Origin of the sequence: Terribacillus sp. JSM ZJ617, assembly GCF_044383785.1 — a bacterium.
Lineage (GTDB): Bacteria > Bacillota > Bacilli > Bacillales > Amphibacillaceae > Terribacillus.
On sequence record NZ_JBISEQ010000002.1, the window covers coordinates 318776 to 338258 of the forward strand.

Below are 19483 nucleotides of genomic sequence, written 5' to 3' on the forward strand. Positions count from 1 at the left end.
GGATTTCTTTTGGAAAACTATTTGGATCTGCCATTGGAGGAAGTCATCGGAGACCGATTCGGCAGATACAGTAAATATATCATTCAAGACCGCGCGCTGCCGGATGCCAGAGATGGATTGAAGCCGGTGCAGCGCCGGATTTTATACGCAATGTTCGATGAGCGGAATACGCATGATAAACCATTTCGGAAGGCTGCCAAGACCGTCGGTGCGGTAATCGGTAACTTCCATCCACACGGAGACACTTCGGTTTATGAGGCAATGGTTCGACTCAGTCAAACTTGGAAAGTCCGTAATGTACTAATTGAGATGCATGGGAATAACGGAAGTGTAGATGGCGATCCGCCAGCTGCGATGCGTTATACAGAAACTAGGCTATCAAGCATCGCTTCGGAATTGCTGCGGGACATTGATAAAAATACTGTAGAATTTGTTCCGAACTTTGACGATACGAACGCGGAACCAACTGTTCTTCCGGCTAAATTTCCTAACCTGCTCGTCAATGGATCGACTGGGATCTCTGCTGGGTATGCGACAGAAATACCGCCGCATCACCTTGGCGAGGTAATCGATGCTGTTATTATGCGCATGGATAAACCGAATGCAACGGTTGAAGAATTGATGACTGTCATGAAAGGTCCGGATTTCCCGACAGGCGGTATCATCCAAGGAGTAGACGGAATCAAGAAAGCGTACGAAACAGGTAAAGGCAAGATCATCGTTCGCGGAAGAACAAGCATTGAGGACCTCAAAGGCGGCAAACAGCAGATTGTCATCGATGAAATTCCTTATGAGGTGAATAAAGCGAATCTCGTCAAACGAATGGACGAACTGCGTCTGGACCGTAAAGTCGAGGGTGTCGCAGAGGTGCGTGACGAAACAGACCGTACCGGCATGCGAATTGTAGTCGAACTCAAAAAAGAAGCAGATGCCCAAGGTATCTTGCATTATCTATATAAAAATACCGATTTGCAGATTTCTTATAACTTCAATATGGTGGCAATCAAGGATAGAACGCCGCAGCTGTTAGGTTTAGCGAGTTTGCTTGATGCTTATATCGGCCACCAGAAAGAAGTTGTCACGCGACAATCTGCTTATACACTGCAGAAAGCGAAAGACCGGAAGCATATCGTTGAAGGATTGATAAAGGCTATTTCCATTCTTGACGAATTGATTGCTACCATTCGTGCATCCAGGGATAAAGCTGATGCAAAGCAGCGTATCGAGGAAGCTTACGGCTTTACAGAGGCACAAGCAGAAGCGATAGTGAACTTACAGTTATATCGCTTGACGAATACGGACATAACAGCTCTGCAGCGAGAAGCACAGGAGCTGGATGAGCAGATCCAAAAGCTCGAGGATATATTGAAGAACGAAAAGACATTGCTCAAAGTGATCAAACAGGATCTTCGGACGATCAAAAAAACCTATCATACCGATAGACGCTCACAAATTGAGGATGAAATCGAAGAATTGAAGATTAATCTGGAGGTAATGGTTGCATCAGAGGACGTTCTGGTCACTGTTACACATGATGGCTATATCAAACGGACAAGCCTTCGCTCCTATCAGGCTTCCAACGGTGAGGATTTGGCGATCAAGGAAGAAGATCATCTGATCGGCATGCAGGAAATCAATACTACTGATAAACTGCTCGTCTTCACAAATAAAGGGAAGTTCAGTTTCATGCCGGTGCATGAGCTGCCGGATATCCGCTGGAAGGATCAAGGGCAGCATCTAGCTAATATCGTGAGCATGGATAAGGATGAAAAAGTGATTGCCAGCATTCCAGTACGTGATTTCAAGCAAGGCGGCTATCTTGTTTTCTTCACAAAAAACGGTTCAGTCAAACGAAGTGAGCTCCAGCTTTATGAAGCGACACGAGCTAATAAATCGCTGACTGCCATCAATTTGAAAGCTGGTGACGAAGTTTGTCACGTGTCTCTGACTGATGGAAGCAAGCAGCTGTTCATGGCCACAAATTCAGGATATGGTTTATGGTTTACCGAAGAAGAAGTAAGCCCGATCGGAATACGTGCAGCAGGCGTGAAAGGCATGCAGCTGAAAGAAGGCGAGTATATTGTCGGTGCCCAGGCATTCGAACTGAAGCATTCGCCAAGTGTTGTTGTCATCACGCATAGAGGCTCAGCAAAACGGATGAAACTGAAGGAATTCGAACCATCCGGCCGAGCAAAACGCGGTGTTGTGATGCTCCGTGAGCTGAAAAAGAACCCGCATCGAATTGTCGGTTTTTATGTATTGGAGCAGAATGCCACAATTCATCTGGAAACGAAGGATAAGCAGGATCACGTTCTTGAGCCAATGAATTTGAATGCAAATGACCGTTATAGCAATGGATCTTATGTTTTAGATGCTGACAAGCATGGAGAGGTTATCGCCACATATCCGGAAGCAGTATACGATATTGCGTTTCCGCAAGATAAAGCTTAAGTAAACGATAATACTATTATGTAAACTAGAGAGGCTGATAGCCTCTCTTTTTCTTTTTTAACGCACATGACAGTCTTTGCAAGGATAGAATAATTGACAGCCGACGCAATTTACATGGTATAGTTTTACGTATAGCAATATGAACGGGGGAGCAGAATGGATAATCGAACGTTTAGAGATGCAATGGGGAAATTCGCAACTGGTATTACAATTGTTACGACTGAGGTTGCTGGGGAGATAAAAGGGATGACAGTGAACGCCTTTATGTCCGTATCACTGGAACCAAAGCTTATTGCCGTATCAATCGATAAAAAAGCGTCCTTATATGATATTTTGCAAACAAATCCTACATTCGGAGTTAGTGTCCTGAAAGAGGAACAAAAGGATGTCAGCATGGTATTTGCCAAGCAGAAAGAGCAGGAGAATCCTGTGCCGATCACAAAGCTGAAGGAGGTTCCAGTTGTTGATGGTGCTCTTGTCAATTTAGCGTGTAAAGTCGTGGATAAAGTGATCGCTGGTGATCATGTTATCCTGATCGGAGAAGTGGAAGACTTGGTGCTGCGTGATGGTGATCCAGTGCTGTACTTTGGTGGCAGTTACCGAGAAATCAAAGCGACATAAGGAAAGGAAGCAGGGCCTATGGAGCAGACGACAATCCTTGTAGTGGAAGATGAAAAGAATATGGCAAGGCTGCTGCAGCTTGAGCTGGAGCATGAGGGCTTTGCTGTTGATGTAAAATACGACGGTTTGGATGCATTAGAAGCATTCTATGCCAATTCCTATCAATTCATCCTGCTTGATGTGATGCTGCCGTCATTGAGCGGGATGGAATTGCTTCGCCGCATCCGTAAGCAGGATGCGCAAGTTCCTGTCATGCTGCTGACAGCAAGGGATGCCGTACCTGATAAGGTAAGCGGTTTTGATCTAGGTGCAACAGACTATATGACGAAGCCATTTGAAATCGAAGAATTATTGGCTCGGATACGTGCCCATCTTCGCCATACTGTGACAGCCGCACCAGTACAAGATCCGGTGCTGCAGGTTGGGGATTTAACGCTTGATGAAAAGACAAGAACCGTCATCCGCGGTAAAAATGAAGTTGAGCTGACACCGCGGGAATATGATTTATTATTGTTCCTCATGAAGCATGAAAAACAGGTGCTGACACGCGATCAGCTACTTGAAAGAGTCTGGGGCTTCCAATATTCCGGTGACACAAATGTGGTCGATGTGTATATCCGGTATTTGCGGAAAAAAATTGATACAGGTGAGAAACGCAAGCTGATTAAGACAGTACGAGGTGTCGGATATACGATCAAGGATGAAGAGAAGTGAAGCTGCGGACAAGGATCCAATTATACATAACTGTTACACTGGTGATCCTGTTGCTGATCGTAAATATGTCCATCTACTTTCTGTTCCGGCAAGTCAGTTTGCATAATAGTGTTGATCGATTGCATGAACAAGGGCGTGCCTTGGCAGAGACTGCTGCCACTGTCGACTGGAAGGATACATCACGTACCAGTTTGTTTCAAGCAGATTTGCCAGCAGAAGGGATGGTACGTTTCATTGGTACCGATGGACAAAGTGAGGGTGTGATAACGAGAGCGGAAAAGTATCGTGAGCTGCCCTTTTCGTACACATTACAGGAAAAGGATCAAACGTATTATCGTAATGGCAGCTGGTATGCAGAGGTGTCGATTCCTGTTATCCGGGATAATGGCATTTATACTATGCAAGTTGCTGAGGAGCTGGTCAGTCTCCAGCAGACGCTCCAGGTGCTCAAATATTGTCTCACGATAGCTGGATTGATCATTTTGATTCCATCCATGCTTGGAGGAAGGCTGCTGGGAAGCTTCTTGTTACGGCCAATCCTGGCTTTGACATCGACTATGCAGGCCATCCGCAAGAGCGGAAAATGGAAGCGCATGGAAACCGAAAAAAGAAGTCATGATGAATTGCACGCTTTGAGTGAGACATTTAATGAAATGGTTGACCAGCTCGAAGAAAACTTCACAAAGCAGCAGCAATTCGTATCTGATGCTTCGCATGAATTGAAGACTCCGATCAGCATCATTAAAAGCTATAGTAAGCTGCTGGATCGCTGGGGTGCCGACGACCCTGCTGTCCAGCAGGAGGCAGTGCAAGCAATTCATGGTGAGACAGAACGGATGCAGGCTTTAGTCGACCAGCTGCTGATTTTAGCAAAAGATGATCCAGAATTGCTGCAAAAAGAACCTGTCGATCTTGACAGTATAGCAGAAACCTGTGCGGCAGCTATGCAAACAGCTTACCAAAGAGAAATCATTGTCCGCTCAGAGACTGATGTAATGGTCTCGGCAGATAGCAATATGCTGAAGCAGGTTGTCTATATATTGTTAAGCAATAGCATCAAATACAGTGACGAGCATATCGAGATAGCTATCAAAGCGGATCATAAGGAAGCCATCCTGCGTGTCACCGACTACGGAGAAGGGCTCGATGAGAAAGATCAGCGGCGTATATTCGATCGATTCTACCGAGTGGATAAAGCACGCACCCGTGAAAAAGGTGGCAGCGGTCTTGGTTTGGCCATTGCTAAACAGCTCGTAGAACTACATGACGGGAAGATCGAAGTGACTAGCGTCTTGGGTGAAGGCTCTACGTTCACAGTACGTCTGCCAGTGTAATTTCTCATCAAATTCTAATAAAGTACTCACCTTTCTTTTAATGGTGAAGCTATATACTGGCTATAGATCATAGCTGGAGGCGATAGAAGTGAAGAAAAAGTGGATTATACCTGCTGCAGTTGTCGGGCTTTTAGTTGCAATCTTTGGTATATATCAAATGCAAGCATCAGCTGGAGAACCGGAGATGACAGTCGATCAAGCGCGTCAGCAAGCGGAGAAACAATATAATGCAACCGTAACCGAAATCGAATTGGATCGCAGCGGAAGCGAGCCAAGGTATGATATCGATTTGGAAAATGGAGAAAAGCTCTATGATTTGACACTGAATGGCAATACTGGTGAAGTAATCAGTTTGAAAGAGAGCAACATACAGAAAACTTTACCAAGTACGGACAATACAAATCATAGTCAGCCAGCTGGTGATGATCAGCAACAGGGTGAAAACGATCAATCTGCTGACGATCAGCAGCAATCAGATAAAGAGCCGACAGCTCCATCACAAAAGCAGGCATCACAGGCAGAAGTGAAAATAACGATGGACGAAGCAATAAAAATCGCGACAGACGAAGTAGGCGGCAGCGTTACTGATGCGGAGTTTGATGAAGAGGACGGGCTGCCGGTATATGAGCTTGATCTCAAAACAGCTGACGATGAAGCGGAAGTTGTCATCAATGCTCAGTCCGGAGAAATTGTAACCATCGCATATGATAGTGAAGAAGATTGAAGCAGCGGACAGCTGCTTCTTTTTTTTAGATTGTCATAACTAAAATAAACTTCTGCCAATCATCGCTCCTAATCCGGTTTGCCAGAAGTACAGGGTGATAACCATCAAAATAAACCAGCATATTCTAAAGCTTCTAGAAGGTTTTATAAATTGGATTCTGTAAAAAATGCCCCAGATGATAAATGAAAGGATTATCGGAAACCAATTAGAAAATACCATGCCTCCTTCTCCTATACCAAAAGCAAATAAAACTAAGGAATTAATTGCTACCAATAAAACGACAATGATGATGTTATAAACATGGAATGCGCCCTTGCCCATAGCTTCACTCCTAACGTTATTCACTTGAGCTATCATTTCATTTTACATAAAATGGATGAATGTTAGAATAAGTATAACGACTCACTAAGACAGGAGAATGTGACAATGAGGATATTTTGGTCATTTGATGTATTATTTGGTATGGTTTCCGGCATCCTGTTTCGAGAAGAGAATCCTTTTGTCTGGCTGCTCATCGGGTCATTGGGATTTGCGGGAGTATGGAGCTGGGGAAGGCCATTATCCAGTTATTTATCAAACCGCGATGGTAAAGACTGATTAGGGGCCATTCGTTACACTGCTTCTTGCCATTCTGTTAGCTGGATGCGGAAACCAGGATACAACTCCACTCGAATGTCAGCAAAAAATGGACGGGACACGAAATAGGCAATATAATCTTTCTGAAAAAGAAGAAAAACGTTACAGTCCTTCTATACCTGATCCGCTCCAAGACAGCGATAAAATAACAGTTACATACACTAGCGTCCTAGAATCATATCCTCCCCAACTTAGCATTTGTGCTATAAAAGGTTGATAAGCATATCATTTCCCTCGTTCCTGCATCGTATTGGATAATAGAAGGATACTATGCAGAAAAGAAGGGTCCGCTTATGAAACAGATACATTCCGATGTTTTCACTTACCGTGGATCACATTATGATTTCGGCGTCATGCAAGGAGAGCGCCTGAAAAATACACCGTTATACGCATACCAGCAAAGACAAAAAGAGCGGAACCGCCGCCGTTTCACGGTTGATCCAGCCGATGCTTTCCGCATGTTTCGCAGCTATCATCCTGGTATTTATGAAGAGCTTACTGGACTCAGTGATGCACTTGGCCTATCCATCGAGGAAACACTGATGGATTACAGCGGCTTCCAGCAGGAGTGGAGAATCAACTCCGGCTGTTCGATCGTCACGGGTAATGACTTTCTTGCACGTAATTATGATTACCACCCGAAAACATATGAGGGTCGCTTCCTTTTATACCAGCCATCAGACAGACAATATTTTGCTACAATTGGTCCATCGCAGCGGATTCTCGGACGTATTGATGGTATGAATGAAAAAGGGCTGACTATCGGCTATAACTTTGTGCATCAACGCTTTCCGGAGGAAGGTTTCATTTGCAATATGCTATCGCGCATCATTCTGGAGACGTGTTCGACGACAGAAGAAGCAGTTGAAAAGCTGACGCAAATGCCGCATCGCCACTCCTTCAACTATATGATAAATGATGCTTCCGGAGTCCGTCGTGTGGTAGAAGGCAGCCCGCGCGGTACCGCAGTTAGAGAAGCGAGCTATAGTACGAACCATTTTGATGTGCTGACAAAAGAGAACCGTCATCATCTTGTTGACAGTAAACGACGATTTGATGCTATCCAGACGCATTATAAAGAAAATATAGATGCATCAGAGGGTTTTCGACTTTTGAACGATCCAAAACATGACGTTTTTTCAGACCAGTATCGCAATTGGGGAGGAACAATCCATACCTCTGTCTACAAACCAAAGGAATTGAAGATGGGATTTGCTATCGGAAATCAGCAGCCGAACGAGGTTGATTTCGGCAGCTGGCTCAAGGGTGAAGACTTGTCATTCAGCCAGTTTACAGGTGATTTAGACACCGATGTCCGCATTCCTTATATGGGAGAATGAAGAAAAACCGCATTTACGATGGTAAGTGCGGTTTTCCTGTTTTATAATAAAAAATATGAATGCGCATACATATAAGGAGGGGCCATCTATGCGACGAACAGCGGAATCAACGGAATTGTTCAGTCTGTCAGCATTATATCAATATTTCGAAACGGAAAACGCATCACAATATAGCGAAAAAGCGCTTGATTTAGTAGAGAAAGCGGAGAAAGGAACTGCTTTTATCTGCTTCACAGGGCATTTTTCGGCTGGGAAAAGCTCACTTATCAATGCTTTGCTTGGTGACCAAGTGCTGCCAGCCAGTCCGATTCCAACGAGTGCCAATATCGTAACCATTCAGCACGGACAGCCGAAAGTCTTTGCTTATGGAGCGGATGAAACGAAATATGAACTTCCGGCGCCGTACCGAAAGGAAACATTGGATACATATTGCCGAAATAAAGATATTCGTAAGATTGAAATACAAGATGAGCAGACATCCCTCCCGGATAAAATCGCCTTAATGGATACACCCGGTATCGATGCGAGTGACGATGCGGACCGTTTGATGACGGAGTCAGCGCTGCATCTCGTAGATAGTATGTTTTATGTAACGGATTATAATCATGTACAATCGGAAGTCAACTTGCTGTTCCTGCAGCAATTATCCGAACAAGGGCAGCCATTTTATCTGATTATTAATCAAATTGATAAGCACCGGGAGAAAGAGCTCTCATGGGCTGCTTTTCAAAATGGTGTATCCAATGTATTTGAGCAATGGCATATCACGCCAGAAGCTGTTTATTATACGACACTAAAAGAAGAAAATCACGAGCATAATCAGCTGAATATGGTGAAAGAAAAGATGGAAAAGCTGCTTGAAGATAGGGAGCAGCTGCATAAAGCAGGACTGGAGCGGGGAAAGAAGCGCTTGATTGCTAATTATCTGCAGGAGATGAAACAGGAATTAGCAGAAAAGGAAGCAGCATTAATGGAAAGGCGTCATCATTTGGATAAGGATGCTGCGGATGCGGCCAGTAATTGGCGCGAGAAACAGAAAACAGCAGAAGAAGACGGGCGCGAGGCTATCCACCAGACATTAAAGAACGCGAATTTGATGCCTTTTGAAGTACGCGAAGTGGCAGAAGTCTATTTGGAATCGACATTTCCGGACTTTAAAGTAGGTCTGTTTGGCAGTAAGCGGAAGACAGCTGAAGAACGGGAGCAGCGACGGGCTAAGACAGAGGAGCTTATTCAGCAGCAAATCGAGAAACAGCTGACATGGCGGATTCGCGATAAGCTGAGCGACTGGGCTAGGAAGCATGATCTGTATACAGAGTCCGTACAAGTGCTGCTGCAGGATTTTGAGGTAGAGCTGCCAGCAGATTTGCTTGAGCAGCATGTTCAATCGGGAGCGAGTAAGAATGGTACCTATACATTGGTCTATACAGCTGCTGTCGAGGATCATATCAAGCTCTCTTATAAAAAGGCTGCTTTGCAAGTGGTGGAAGCTGCCATACAGACGACTGAAAATGCCTACAAGCAGGCAGAAAAAATGGAAGAACAAGAAAATAGAAAAGCTGCTGAAAATGAACAAATAAACTATAAAATCAGTCAGCTGCAGCATTCCTACGAAAAACTGGCAAGTAAGATTCATCAGACAGATCGGAACATGGATTTAGAAGCGATCGAACAGGCGAAACAGGCAATGAGGAATAGATACCAGCTTAAGGAGAGAGTGGAGCTATTGGAGGCCGCCCCCAATGGACCATCTGTGAAGCTGGAGGCAGAACCGATTGTACAGAGTGATTCATCTACAAAGCTAACAGCAAAAGAGATGGCGCATCAATTGGAAGCTGCGGCATCTGCTCTCGGCGGCGTGGAAGGATTTCAATTAGCAATAGAAGATATCAAGAATAGAAAAGAAAAGTTAGTGAATCAAGATTACACGTTAGTGCTTTTTGGAGCTTTCAGTGCAGGTAAATCTTCCTTCGCCAATGCATTGCTCGGTGAAAGTCTGCTGCCTGTGTCGCCGAATCCAACGACAGCATCGATCAATATGCTGAAGCAAGCGACAATTCAACATCCTCACCAGACTGTGCTCGTCAAATGGAAATCCCGCCAGCACATTGAGGCTGATATTGAAGTTCTGAGCGGCAAGAAGCTCGCTATGGGAGATTTCTTATCTGAAAACCCAGCGGATCTCGTACAGGATAAGAGGCATCAAGCATTTCTCCAAGCGGTTCAAACTGGCTATAGTCAGGTACACGATAAGCTTGGTACAGAAGGAACAATTCCCTTCAAAGAGTTCAGTGACCATGTGACGAAGGAGACGTTAAGCTGCTTCATTGAACAGATAACGGTTTATTTGGAAAATACGTTCCTTAAGCAAGGCGTTACTTTAATTGATACTCCCGGCGCTGACTCTGTTAATGCCCGCCATACGGATGTGACATTCCAATTCATGAAGCATGCCGATGCAATCCTTTTCGTGACTTACTATAATCACGCATTCTCAAAAGCTGATGAACAAGTACTTCAGCAGCTAGGTAAAGTAAAAGGAGCTTTGGAGAAAGATAATATGTTCTTCATCGTAAATGCGAGTGATTTGGCTAAAGATGAAGAGGAAGTCAGTTATGTCACCTCCTATGTGGCAGACAATCTGGCAAACTTCCAAATCAGACAGCCACGCCTTTTCGCATTGAGCAGCTTATTTGGCTTGCAAGAGAAACGGACTTCCCAAAAACTCAATTCAGGACTTGGCAAGCTGGAAGAAGAATTGAATGAGTTCATCCGCAATGAGCTGACAGAAGTCATTATTCAAGGTGCCAAGCGGGAATTGAAAAGGCAATATGGACAGCTGCAAGCATATGCCAACGCCATGGACTTAGATGAAGAAGCAAAATTAGCGAAAATCCGTCAATATAAGCATGAACAGGAAGAGGTCTTAGTCAAAGCACACCATTATACACAGCCTGTTTTTCAACAAGCCATTTCACAGCGTATCGAGAAACAATTGCATTATGTAAAGGAAAGGCAGCTGCTTGAAGCAAATGATTTATTTAAACAGTGCTTTAATCCTTCTTTGATCAGAAGCAATGGAGCATCAGGTAAAGAGGAAGTGGCTCGGCAGATTCGCGAATTTGCTGGCCAAATCAAAATGCAGCTGGAACAGGAATACCGTGCAGTCACCATCCGTGTCGACAGAACCGTTAGAGAACAGATGGAGCGGTGGAGGAGCGGATTGGAAAAGGACGTACAAACGGTGAACGAAACGTTGGCACTGGCAGTGTCTGCAGAGGAAAAACTGCCGGAAACAGCACCTCCTGAAACGCAGTTCCGCTTCGAACAAGGTGAATTAACACGTCTGCAAAAACTGTATCGCGGTCCAAAAGCCTTTTTCCAAGGGAACGAGAAAGAGAAGCTGAAAGAGGAACTTCTTAAGCTGATGGAGCCAATGTTAGTTGAAATCCTGCAAGTATATACATCTGCTATGGAAAGCCATTACAAGGAGATCTGGCAGTCGGAAGAAGAACGTCTTCAGCAGAAGGCAGCCAATCAGCTGGCTAGCTATTATACTGGTATGCTACGGGCTTTAACAGACACATCATCCCGTCAGAAGCTTCAGCAAGCGATACAGACTTTCGCTTCACTTCAGCCGGAAGAAGTTTGACCAAGGGCAATCCAGGATACTGTATAACCAAAAGGAATAATCCAGGAGGTTAGCAGTTATGGAGCAAACAAAAAAGCTATTTTCACAGAAACCATCATCATACTGGCGTAATTCAACGGATTTGCCGACGTATCCAGCTCTGGAAAAAGACCTGGATACGGATGTATTAGTAATTGGTGCGGGTATCACCGGGATAACGACAGCATATGAACTGACAAAGCGTGGCAGAAGTGTTGTCCTTATCGAAGGGCGCGAGCTGATTTCAGGTACTACCGGATATACGACAAGTAAGCTCACTGCACAGCATGACATCATTTACAACGGCTTGATTGATCGCTATGGCGAGGAAACTGCTAAACAGTATTTTCAAGCAAATCTGCAGGCGATCAATTATGTAAAAGATACAGCAGCTGAACACGGAATTGATTGTGAATTCATGGAGCAAGAAGCCTACATCTATACACAGCTGGATGAAGGCGTGGAGACGATCGAGAAAGAGGTAGAGGCTTACCGTAAGCTTCATATTGATGGGTATCTGACGGATTCAATGCCTCTGGATATCCCAATAAAAGCAGCCGCTGTCATGCGCCAGCAAGCCCAATTCCATCCAGTGAAATACTTAGTAGGCTTACTAAAGGAAACTGAGCTGCGGGGAGGCAGCATTTACGAACAGACATTAGCTGTCTCATTTGATACAGAGTCACGGCCTGTCGTCCATACGGAGAATGGTCACACTATTACAGCGAATCACGTTGTCAGTGCAACACATTTTCCAGTGCAAGTAGAAAATCAGTATTTCTCTTCTAATATGAACCCTAAGAATTCTTACGGAATCGCCATCAAGTCCAAGAAACCGTACCCTGACGGCATGTACATCAGCCTAGAATCGCCAAAACGTTCAATCCGCAGCTTGAAAAAAGGCGATGATCATTATGTGCTTGTCGGAGGAGAGTCCCACGTGACGGGTGATGGTTCTTCTGTGCTGGATCGATACGAAAGAATCTATCAATTTGCTGAAGAACAATTCGGAGTAGAAGAACTCTATCAGCATTGGTCCAGCCATGATCTGCTTACAACAGATCAGTTGCCATTCGTCGGTAAGGTAAGTGACGATACGCCTGGAATATACACCGCAACAGGCTTCGGCAAATGGGGCTTATCCAACGGTGTAGCTGCAGCTACATTGCTGGCCGATCTGATTGAAGGTAAAGAGAATGAATATGCTGATTTATATAAAGTGGGTCGAGAGATGGAAGAAGCGGAAGCTGTCAGTATCGGTGAGGATGATGTAAATCGCATCAGCAATGAAACGGTTGTCAAACCAGATGATTTGCCTAATGGAAAAGGTGCCATCCTCGAGAAAGATGGTCAGACAATGGCTTATTATCGGGATGAACAAGGAGAGCTGCACGAAATGAGTGCATCCTGTACGCATAACGGCTGTCCTGTTTCCTGGAATAATGCGGATCATACATGGGATTGCTCCTGTCATGGATCACGATTTACAGCTGTTGGAGAAGTCGTGGAGGGGCCGGCGCTGCGGGCATTGGATAGAGAATAACTGGAAATAAGCTGCTGGGGTTCCCGGCGGCTTTTTCAATAGCTAAGACATTTTCGTAGCAACGGAAAGTAATCGTGTCTTATTAGAGGAAACTTAAGATGTCACGCAGAAGATATTATTGTGCTTTAACTGGATTTCATGCTAATTCCCAGTATTAGCGGAACCATACATTACTAATAGGGCTACTACCAAAATGTGAGATTATGAAAGTGAGGTAATTATTAATGGAAAAGGTTACACCGTTCTTAATGTTCCAAGATGGCAAAGCAGAAGAAGCAATGAATTACTACATATCACTCATCGAGGATTCAGAAATTAAAAGCATTATTAGATATGGAGCGAATGAAGCTGGAGATGAAGGGACAGTGATGCTGGCTGCTTTCTCCTTAAAAGGGCAGGAATTTATGTGCATTGACAGCAATGTGACACATCAATTTTCCTTTACACCTTCTTTCTCCATCTATGTTACTTGTGATACAGAAAAGGAACTGGATGATCTTTATCAGAAACTGAATGAGGATGGACTTGAACGTATGCCTCTAGATAACTATGGATTCAGCAGGAAATTCGGCTGGACGGATGATAAGTTCGGAGTATCATGGCAGTTAAATCTCCCATAACGCATACTATTGGTTGGAGAGATTCACTTGCTGTTGTGTGAAGTGAAAGGAAATGAGATTGCCGACTATTTGAGACAGGGTAGAGTTTAGGAAGAGCTGTCTTATCGGTGAGGGCGATGTGAAGAACGGATCAGCGTAACGTTCCGGAGAAGTTTGGTTGGCCCGTCGGTGCGTTCACTATATAGTTCAAAAAGGGGAAAAGATGAGCTGCTTGGTATTCCAGGCAGCTTTTTCATAGTGACGCACCCAAACAGGCGTTTTGGAACAGTTAAACGATTTCATCAATGTGCGAAAAAGACTTTATCAAGGAGTTGAAAAAGTGATGCCCGCATATGCAAATAAGAGAGTGGGTTCGATTAACTAAATTCAAGGCAAAAAGTTCTTTCAGAGGATACTCTTTTGAAATGTGTCCATTTCCTTTATAATTTCGTCTGGTTTATAAGTGCTAATCACTACTGTTTGATATATTAAAGTCAACTCAATCCCTTGCTTCCCGCTCATTATATAGCCCATTTCTCCTTTGAAATTCACACGAAACCCCCAGCCGCCAAAGCGCTTGAATGGACTGTAGTTGATTGATTTATAACTTTCCATGTCCTTATATAAAAACTTTTTATAATGAAAATGGAAAGGCGTAAAGCGAATATAAAGGCCGTCCTCATGCACTTCAAGGATCAGCTTAGTCCATTTAAGCATGATAATAGGAAAAGCGATTCCAAAAATCGTCCAAATTATAATTAATACAGCATTTGAAGAAGGCTTATTACCGAAAGGAAGTCCTAGAATAACTTGCCGAATGAATCCGTACCACGTAAAGGCAGCAATTGATAGTACTATAAGCCAAAGCAAAGGCTGTCTAGGTTGCTGGACTTCTCTGAAGATAGCATTCTTAGCTTCTATCCTAATCACTCCCTATGAATATCTAGAGGCTTGAATAAATAATAGCGGGCTCTTTAAATAGCAGCCCACCATTGGTAAAGATAGTTATTTATTAATTAAGTCAATGAACTTTTTGACTGCTTCATCGTTTCCGGGATTAACGTAAACATGCTCCGTATTATTAATTATGTCCTCTAAATCTTCTCTCATAGTGTCTTCATCCAAACCTTCTGGAGGAGCGGGTGAGCCACCAAACCAACGTCCTGGCAATGGAACGCTGTACACATTAATCGTGCCATCTCCATTGGAACTGTATGTTACAGATCCATCAACTATGCGAGAACCACTGAGCTGAACAACATCTTCAGGATAGCTGACAACGGGAAAATAATCTGGTTCCAGTGGAGTACCAGCTGGAATATGCCGTACATACAACCCGTCAATTTGCTGGTTAGGGCCGAGCTGCAGCCACACTCGCGCGTATTCGATTTCTTCTGCAGAATATCCAGTCAAAGGATCATGTACTTTGTTTTCGTATGTATCGGTTGAATCACTAGTTGTTGTTTCTTCTGAAGACTGATTAGGTTCTTCTGTTTCAGAGGAATCGGCAGGGGTTTCTTCTGAGTGGTTTGATGCAGCTTTTTCTGACTCTGCTGCTGACCCCGAATTATCTTCCCTTTCTTTGTCTGGAAGATTCTTTTCTTCAGACTCTTCATCTTGCTGATTAGAAGCAGATACAGTTGGTGTTTCTAAAGACGCTTCTTTTGAATCCTCATTGGTGCTTGTACAGCCAGCAAGCACTAGCACAAATAATATAAGTGCAGGATACGAATACCAGCACTTACCAAGCTTCTTCATAAAATCATTCCTTTCTTAGTCATCTATATTGTAACGCAGTAATTGTTCCAAATAAATGAAATCGGTTGAGGGTATTTATAGTGGTTTAATATGCTTACTGAACCTTGTAGAGGTGAATATTTTTGCTTGGAAAAGGTCAAACCTATAACACAGCGTTTTAGGTTTTTCTTTTTGCTGTTTTTTCAGATTTAAATAAATAATTTTAATAAATTAGTTAAGCGTATTTTAGGAAAAATGTAAATAATAGAACTAATTCTAAAAGAGTTATCATGCATTGGTATATATGTAATAATAGATGCTAATATTTAGCGTTAAGTTAGCTTATAAAACAGATTAAATGATAATCGTGTATTTATAGTAAATATTTTAACAAATTATGATGGGCACATATTTTCACTGCTTTCATTGTGAGGAGATTAAAATTGATCAAAGCTAAAATTTCACTGAAGCATTGTGGTCAGTAGAGTTGGAGGTAATGGAATTGTCTATTGTTATTGGGGTTTTAGGAATACTTGTTTTAGTCGCTGTAGCTTGGGCCATGTCTAATGATAAAAAGAATATCAATTATAAAGCTGTTGGTATCATGCTAGTTATCCAGCTTATATTAGCTTGGTTTCTGCTGAATACATCCATTGGCAGAACGATCATCAAGAAGATTGTAGATGTGTTCACGAAAGTACTTTCATTTGGTCATGAAGGAATCGCATTTTTATTGGGTGACTTATCTACAAAGGGTTATTTCTTCTTTGACGTCCTTTTGATGATTATTTTTGTATCTGCATTATTATCCATTTTAACTTATACCAAAATACTATCATTCGCAATCAAGTATATTGGTGGTTTTGTATCCAGAATAACTGGTCTTCCAAAGATTGAATCATTTGTTGCCGTAAATTCCATGATCTTCGGTAATACAACGGCAATTCTGTCCGTAAAGTCACAGATTCACAAACTCAGTCCAAACCGATTGTTTATTGTAGCTAGTTCATCACTAGTAGCGGTATCTTGTTCAACACTAGGGGCCTATTTGCAGTTGATTCCAGCTGAATATGTTCTAGTAGCACTGCCATTAAACGTTTTCTCAGGTCTGATTTTATCTTCCATTGTTGCTCCGGTTACAAAGGAAGAAGATTTTGAGATAGATGTAAAAGAAATGAACAATGAGAAATCTTTCTTTGAAGCTATTGGTAATGGAACAATTCTAGGTGGTAAAACGGCTCTTATCGTAGGAGCAATGTTACTTACGTATATGGCGTTACTAGCAATGGTTAACTTTATTCTGGATGGTATAGTAGGGATGACATTCCAGGAAATCATCGGTTATGTGTTTGCTCCAGTAGCATTTATCATGGGGATCCCAACTTCCGAAATTGTTAATGCTGGTTCTGTCATGGGTACAAAAGTAGCTGCTAATGAATTTGTGGCAATTACTGACTTCGTTAAACTACTGCCTGACATGTCCACTAAAACTGTAGGTATCGTTTCGGCTTACTTGATTTCATTTGCGAACTTCTCTTCTATTGGAATGATCCTGGGTACGGTACAGGCTATCGATCAAAAGCAGGCAAGCTTGCTGGCTAAAGTCGGATTCAAAGTTCTTTTAGTGGCTACAATGGGATCAATTTTGACAGGAACGATTGTAGGACTGTTCCTGTAAGAGCGTGAGTATCTAACTAACAATCAAAAAAGACTGTACACAACTTCGTGTACAGTCTTTTTTGTTTTATGTTACCTTAATGGATCAGGAATAATCAGCGAGTGTGATTCATTGTTTTGCGGTTTCTCCAAGCAGTACTTGTGATCTCCCTTGCAATCATCTGTGATAACTACAGTGGAGTTGAAATGGTCAAATTCATGGCTCTGCTGACAATGATCAGCAATGTCACTCCATAGATTTCTCCTGCTTCCTGCAGTGCGGCGGCTATTCCAATCAGTCTGCATTAGGACCAGTAACTTCTCCGTTAGTCGGAATTGCTGGAGAAAATTCTGCTGTTCCTATCGGCATCTTAATGTTGGAAGGTCATCAACAGCTTACACGATACGTAATATGTATTTAAATTAGTAAGTAAGTTTATTAAGAAAAAAGAGAGGCGAAGTTTCAAAAGAAACCGTGCCTCTCTTTCTATCATTGATTATTGATTCAGTTCAACCGTTTCGTTAACATCCGTCGATTTGGCACTTTCTCCTTTCATGCGTTTATACATAAAGGCGATTTGTTTCTTGAAATTACCCGTATCCCAATATTCCGCTGCTTCTGCTTGTACCTTTATCAAGACAACATTCAAATCATCATAAGAGGTTTGCATGATTTTCTCATATGCTTTGCTCCATAATTCTTTTTTCTTGTTTAAATCCTCTACTATTTCCGCTCGTCCACGTACAGATACATAGGACTTGCCAGCATAGGCGACATTCACATCTCGATCATGCAGGATCTCTTCATATTTATCAGTCTCTTTTTTAGTGAAAAACCATAAGTCCCCGTCGAACTCTACTTCTTGCGTTTTCATAGGGCGAGAAACAAGTCCTTCTTCAGCTACAGTTGTCAGCATCGCAGTGTCTACGTCTTTGATTAGCTCTCTTAATGTTGCCATTTCTTCTTGCTTCATCATTTCCGCCACCTTTTACTAGTTTATATAGGTATACTACCCTTCATGTCGATTTTTATTCGGGTGTACAGCTTACTAAACTCACTCTATGAGATTTACAGTTTTTCTTAAAATGCGTATATAAGATAGTCAAATCGAAAAGGCTGCACCGTTTAGTGGGCACAGCCTTTATCCTATTTAATCCTTAATCCTGTTTTGACGATGATACCATATCATCACTGGAATCAATAGAACCGAAAGAGCGCCACCAACAATGGATAACGTTGGAAAACTTGAACCTGCTACAACCATCCCGGATAAAGCGCCGCCAGCAGCACCCGATAAAGCAATCAAAACATCCACTGTACCTTGCGTTTTCGCTCTCGTGCTGATTTCGGTTGAATCTACAAGGAGTGCCGTACCGCTTATCAGACCGAAGTTCCATCCCAATCCGAGTAAAGATAGAGCAATGATAAGCAGGGTCATGGAATCTCCGGGAGCTAATGCGGCAATAAATCCTGCCAGAAGTAACGTCACTCCAGAAGCCACTGCCATCATTGTGCGCCCCAATTTATCGACAAGAATACCTGTAAATAAAGAGGGGAGATACATCGCGCCAATATGAAATCCAATAACAAGACCTACCATGCTCAACTCATGGCCATGATGATGCATGTGCACCGGTGTCATTGTCATGATAGCTACCATGACAATTTGTGTAAGAATCATGATGATTGCAGCAACTAGGATGCCACGCTTATTTGAATGACCAGATGTAGCCGGATTTTCATTCTTACGAATTACCTGCTTCGTTGCTTCGATCTCCCGTGCTATGAATAATGGTTCCGGACGAAGGAAAATGAAGAGGACAAGACCTGCTGATATGTAAGCTGCTGCCGCTAATATAAATGGTCCTGCCAGTGATGGAACACCAATAGACGCAGCAAATCTACCCATCACATTGACTAAGTTTGGTCCAGCAACGGCGCCGAATGTTGTAAAAACCATTGTCATGCTGATAGCTGTGGCACGTTGCTTGCTATTTGCTAAATCTGTGCCTGCATAACGAGCTTGCAGGTTGGTTGCTGTTCCTGCCCCATATATAAGTAAGGAAGCAAATAATAGCAGGATACTATTTATAACTGTTGCAATGATGACTCCTATTGCTCCAAGTCCGCCAATGATGAATCCTGCCGAAAGACCTGCCCGGCGACCATAGCGTTGTGAAAGCCTGCCGACAGAGAATGCAGCTCCAGCTGACCCTAATGTAAATAACGCAGTAGGTAAACCAGCATAGGCATCGGTCCCAAGCATTTGCTGGGCAATGAGCGCACCTACGGTAACTCCCGCTGCTAGTCCTGCGCCACCAAAGATTTGTGAAATACTCACTACGAATAATGTCCGTTTGTATAAGGATGTTTGTTTTTCAGCAGAACGAACATAGCTTTGTACATCCATTTTATTTTTCAATATATAAATCACCTCTCTATATCGATTTATAAAAA

General features: G+C 43.0%; 17 protein-coding genes. 11 read left to right on the forward strand and 6 right to left on the reverse strand.

The features are described from left to right. Positions 1-9: 9 nt before the first annotated feature. The 5 genes from parC (at position 10) to ACH6C1_RS07880 (ending at position 5844) form a co-directional block, all read left to right on the forward strand. On the forward strand, positions 10-2451 hold the full coding sequence (gene parC / locus ACH6C1_RS07860) for a DNA topoisomerase IV subunit A (protein ID WP_374076145.1): 2442 nt from the start codon (positions 10-12) through the stop codon (positions 2449-2451). 156 nt (positions 2452-2607) lie between these two features. Further along, positions 2608-3072, forward strand: a complete 465-nt coding sequence (locus ACH6C1_RS07865) for a flavin reductase family protein (protein ID WP_374076147.1) — start codon at positions 2608-2610, stop codon at positions 3070-3072. Positions 3073-3090: 18 nt separating this feature from the next. Continuing rightward, a complete protein-coding gene (locus ACH6C1_RS07870; RefSeq protein WP_095223234.1) occupies positions 3091-3786 on the forward strand; it encodes a response regulator transcription factor in 696 nt (231 codons plus the stop codon). After that, positions 3783-5120 carry a sensor histidine kinase gene (locus ACH6C1_RS07875; protein ID WP_374076149.1) on the forward strand — a complete coding sequence of 446 codons (1338 nt, stop codon included), beginning with the start codon at positions 3783-3785 and terminating at the stop codon, positions 5118-5120. Before ACH6C1_RS07870 ends, ACH6C1_RS07875 begins: the two co-directional genes overlap by 4 nt. A gap of 88 nt (positions 5121-5208) precedes the next feature. Further along, a complete protein-coding gene (locus tag ACH6C1_RS07880) occupies positions 5209-5844 on the forward strand; it encodes a PepSY domain-containing protein (protein ID WP_374076151.1) in 636 nt (211 codons plus the stop codon). A 39-nt stretch (positions 5845-5883) separates the two neighbouring features. Here the strand turns inward: ACH6C1_RS07880 and ACH6C1_RS07885 are convergent, their stop codons facing one another. Beyond that, positions 5884-6165 carry a hypothetical protein gene (locus ACH6C1_RS07885; RefSeq protein WP_374076153.1) on the reverse strand — a complete coding sequence of 94 codons (282 nt, stop codon included), beginning with the start codon at positions 6163-6165 and terminating at the stop codon, positions 5884-5886. 105 nt (positions 6166-6270) lie between these two features. On the opposite strand from ACH6C1_RS07885, the gene ACH6C1_RS07890 reads away from it, so the two are divergent. The 5 genes from ACH6C1_RS07890 to ACH6C1_RS07910 all read left to right on the forward strand — a co-directional run bounded on the left by ACH6C1_RS07890 (position 6271) and on the right by ACH6C1_RS07910 (position 13653). Further along, on the forward strand, positions 6271-6441 hold the full coding sequence (locus tag ACH6C1_RS07890) for a hypothetical protein (protein ID WP_374076155.1): 171 nt from the start codon (positions 6271-6273) through the stop codon (positions 6439-6441). 332 nt (positions 6442-6773) lie between these two features. Then, positions 6774-7820, forward strand: a complete 1047-nt coding sequence (locus ACH6C1_RS07895) for a C45 family autoproteolytic acyltransferase/hydrolase (RefSeq protein WP_374076157.1) — start codon at positions 6774-6776, stop codon at positions 7818-7820. Between the two features lie 88 nt (positions 7821-7908). Then, positions 7909-11472, forward strand: a complete 3564-nt coding sequence (locus ACH6C1_RS07900; RefSeq protein WP_374076159.1) for a dynamin family protein — start codon at positions 7909-7911, stop codon at positions 11470-11472. Positions 11473-11530: 58 nt separating this feature from the next. Continuing rightward, positions 11531-13033: an FAD-dependent oxidoreductase gene (locus ACH6C1_RS07905; RefSeq protein ID WP_374076161.1), complete on the forward strand. Its 1503-nt coding sequence runs from the start codon at positions 11531-11533 to the stop codon at positions 13031-13033. 224 nt (positions 13034-13257) lie between these two features. Continuing rightward, positions 13258-13653: a VOC family protein gene (locus ACH6C1_RS07910; RefSeq protein WP_374076164.1), complete on the forward strand. Its 396-nt coding sequence runs from the start codon at positions 13258-13260 to the stop codon at positions 13651-13653. A 384-nt stretch (positions 13654-14037) separates the two neighbouring features. Here ACH6C1_RS07910 and ACH6C1_RS07915 read toward each other — a convergent pair whose 3' ends face one another. Next, positions 14038-14562, reverse strand: a complete 525-nt coding sequence (locus tag ACH6C1_RS07915; protein WP_374076166.1) for a DUF6141 family protein — start codon at positions 14560-14562, stop codon at positions 14038-14040. Positions 14563-14637: 75 nt separating this feature from the next. After that, complete coding sequence (locus tag ACH6C1_RS07920; RefSeq protein ID WP_374076168.1) at positions 14638-15390, reverse strand: hypothetical protein; 753 nt, start codon at positions 15388-15390, stop codon at positions 14638-14640. A 481-nt stretch (positions 15391-15871) separates the two neighbouring features. On the opposite strand from ACH6C1_RS07920, the gene ACH6C1_RS07925 reads away from it, so the two are divergent. Continuing rightward, the gene (locus ACH6C1_RS07925; RefSeq protein WP_374076170.1) at positions 15872-17047 is read left to right on the forward strand and encodes a NupC/NupG family nucleoside CNT transporter; all 1176 of its coding nucleotides are present in this window, start codon (positions 15872-15874) and stop codon (positions 17045-17047) included. A gap of 71 nt (positions 17048-17118) precedes the next feature. Here the strand turns inward: ACH6C1_RS07925 and ACH6C1_RS07930 are convergent, their stop codons facing one another. From ACH6C1_RS07930 to ACH6C1_RS07940, 3 genes are all read right to left on the reverse strand, one after another. Continuing rightward, positions 17119-17331, reverse strand: coding sequence for a hypothetical protein (locus tag ACH6C1_RS07930; RefSeq protein WP_374076172.1), 213 nt, complete (start codon positions 17329-17331; stop codon positions 17119-17121). Positions 17332-17522: 191 nt separating this feature from the next. Beyond that, positions 17523-18011 (reverse strand): pyridoxamine 5'-phosphate oxidase family protein, encoded by a 489-nt coding sequence (locus tag ACH6C1_RS07935; RefSeq protein ID WP_374076174.1) that lies wholly within the window; start codon positions 18009-18011, stop codon positions 17523-17525. A 165-nt stretch (positions 18012-18176) separates the two neighbouring features. Continuing rightward, positions 18177-19436 (reverse strand): MFS transporter, encoded by a 1260-nt coding sequence (locus ACH6C1_RS07940; protein WP_374077166.1) that lies wholly within the window; start codon positions 19434-19436, stop codon positions 18177-18179. Between the last annotated feature and the right edge of the window lie 47 nt (positions 19437-19483).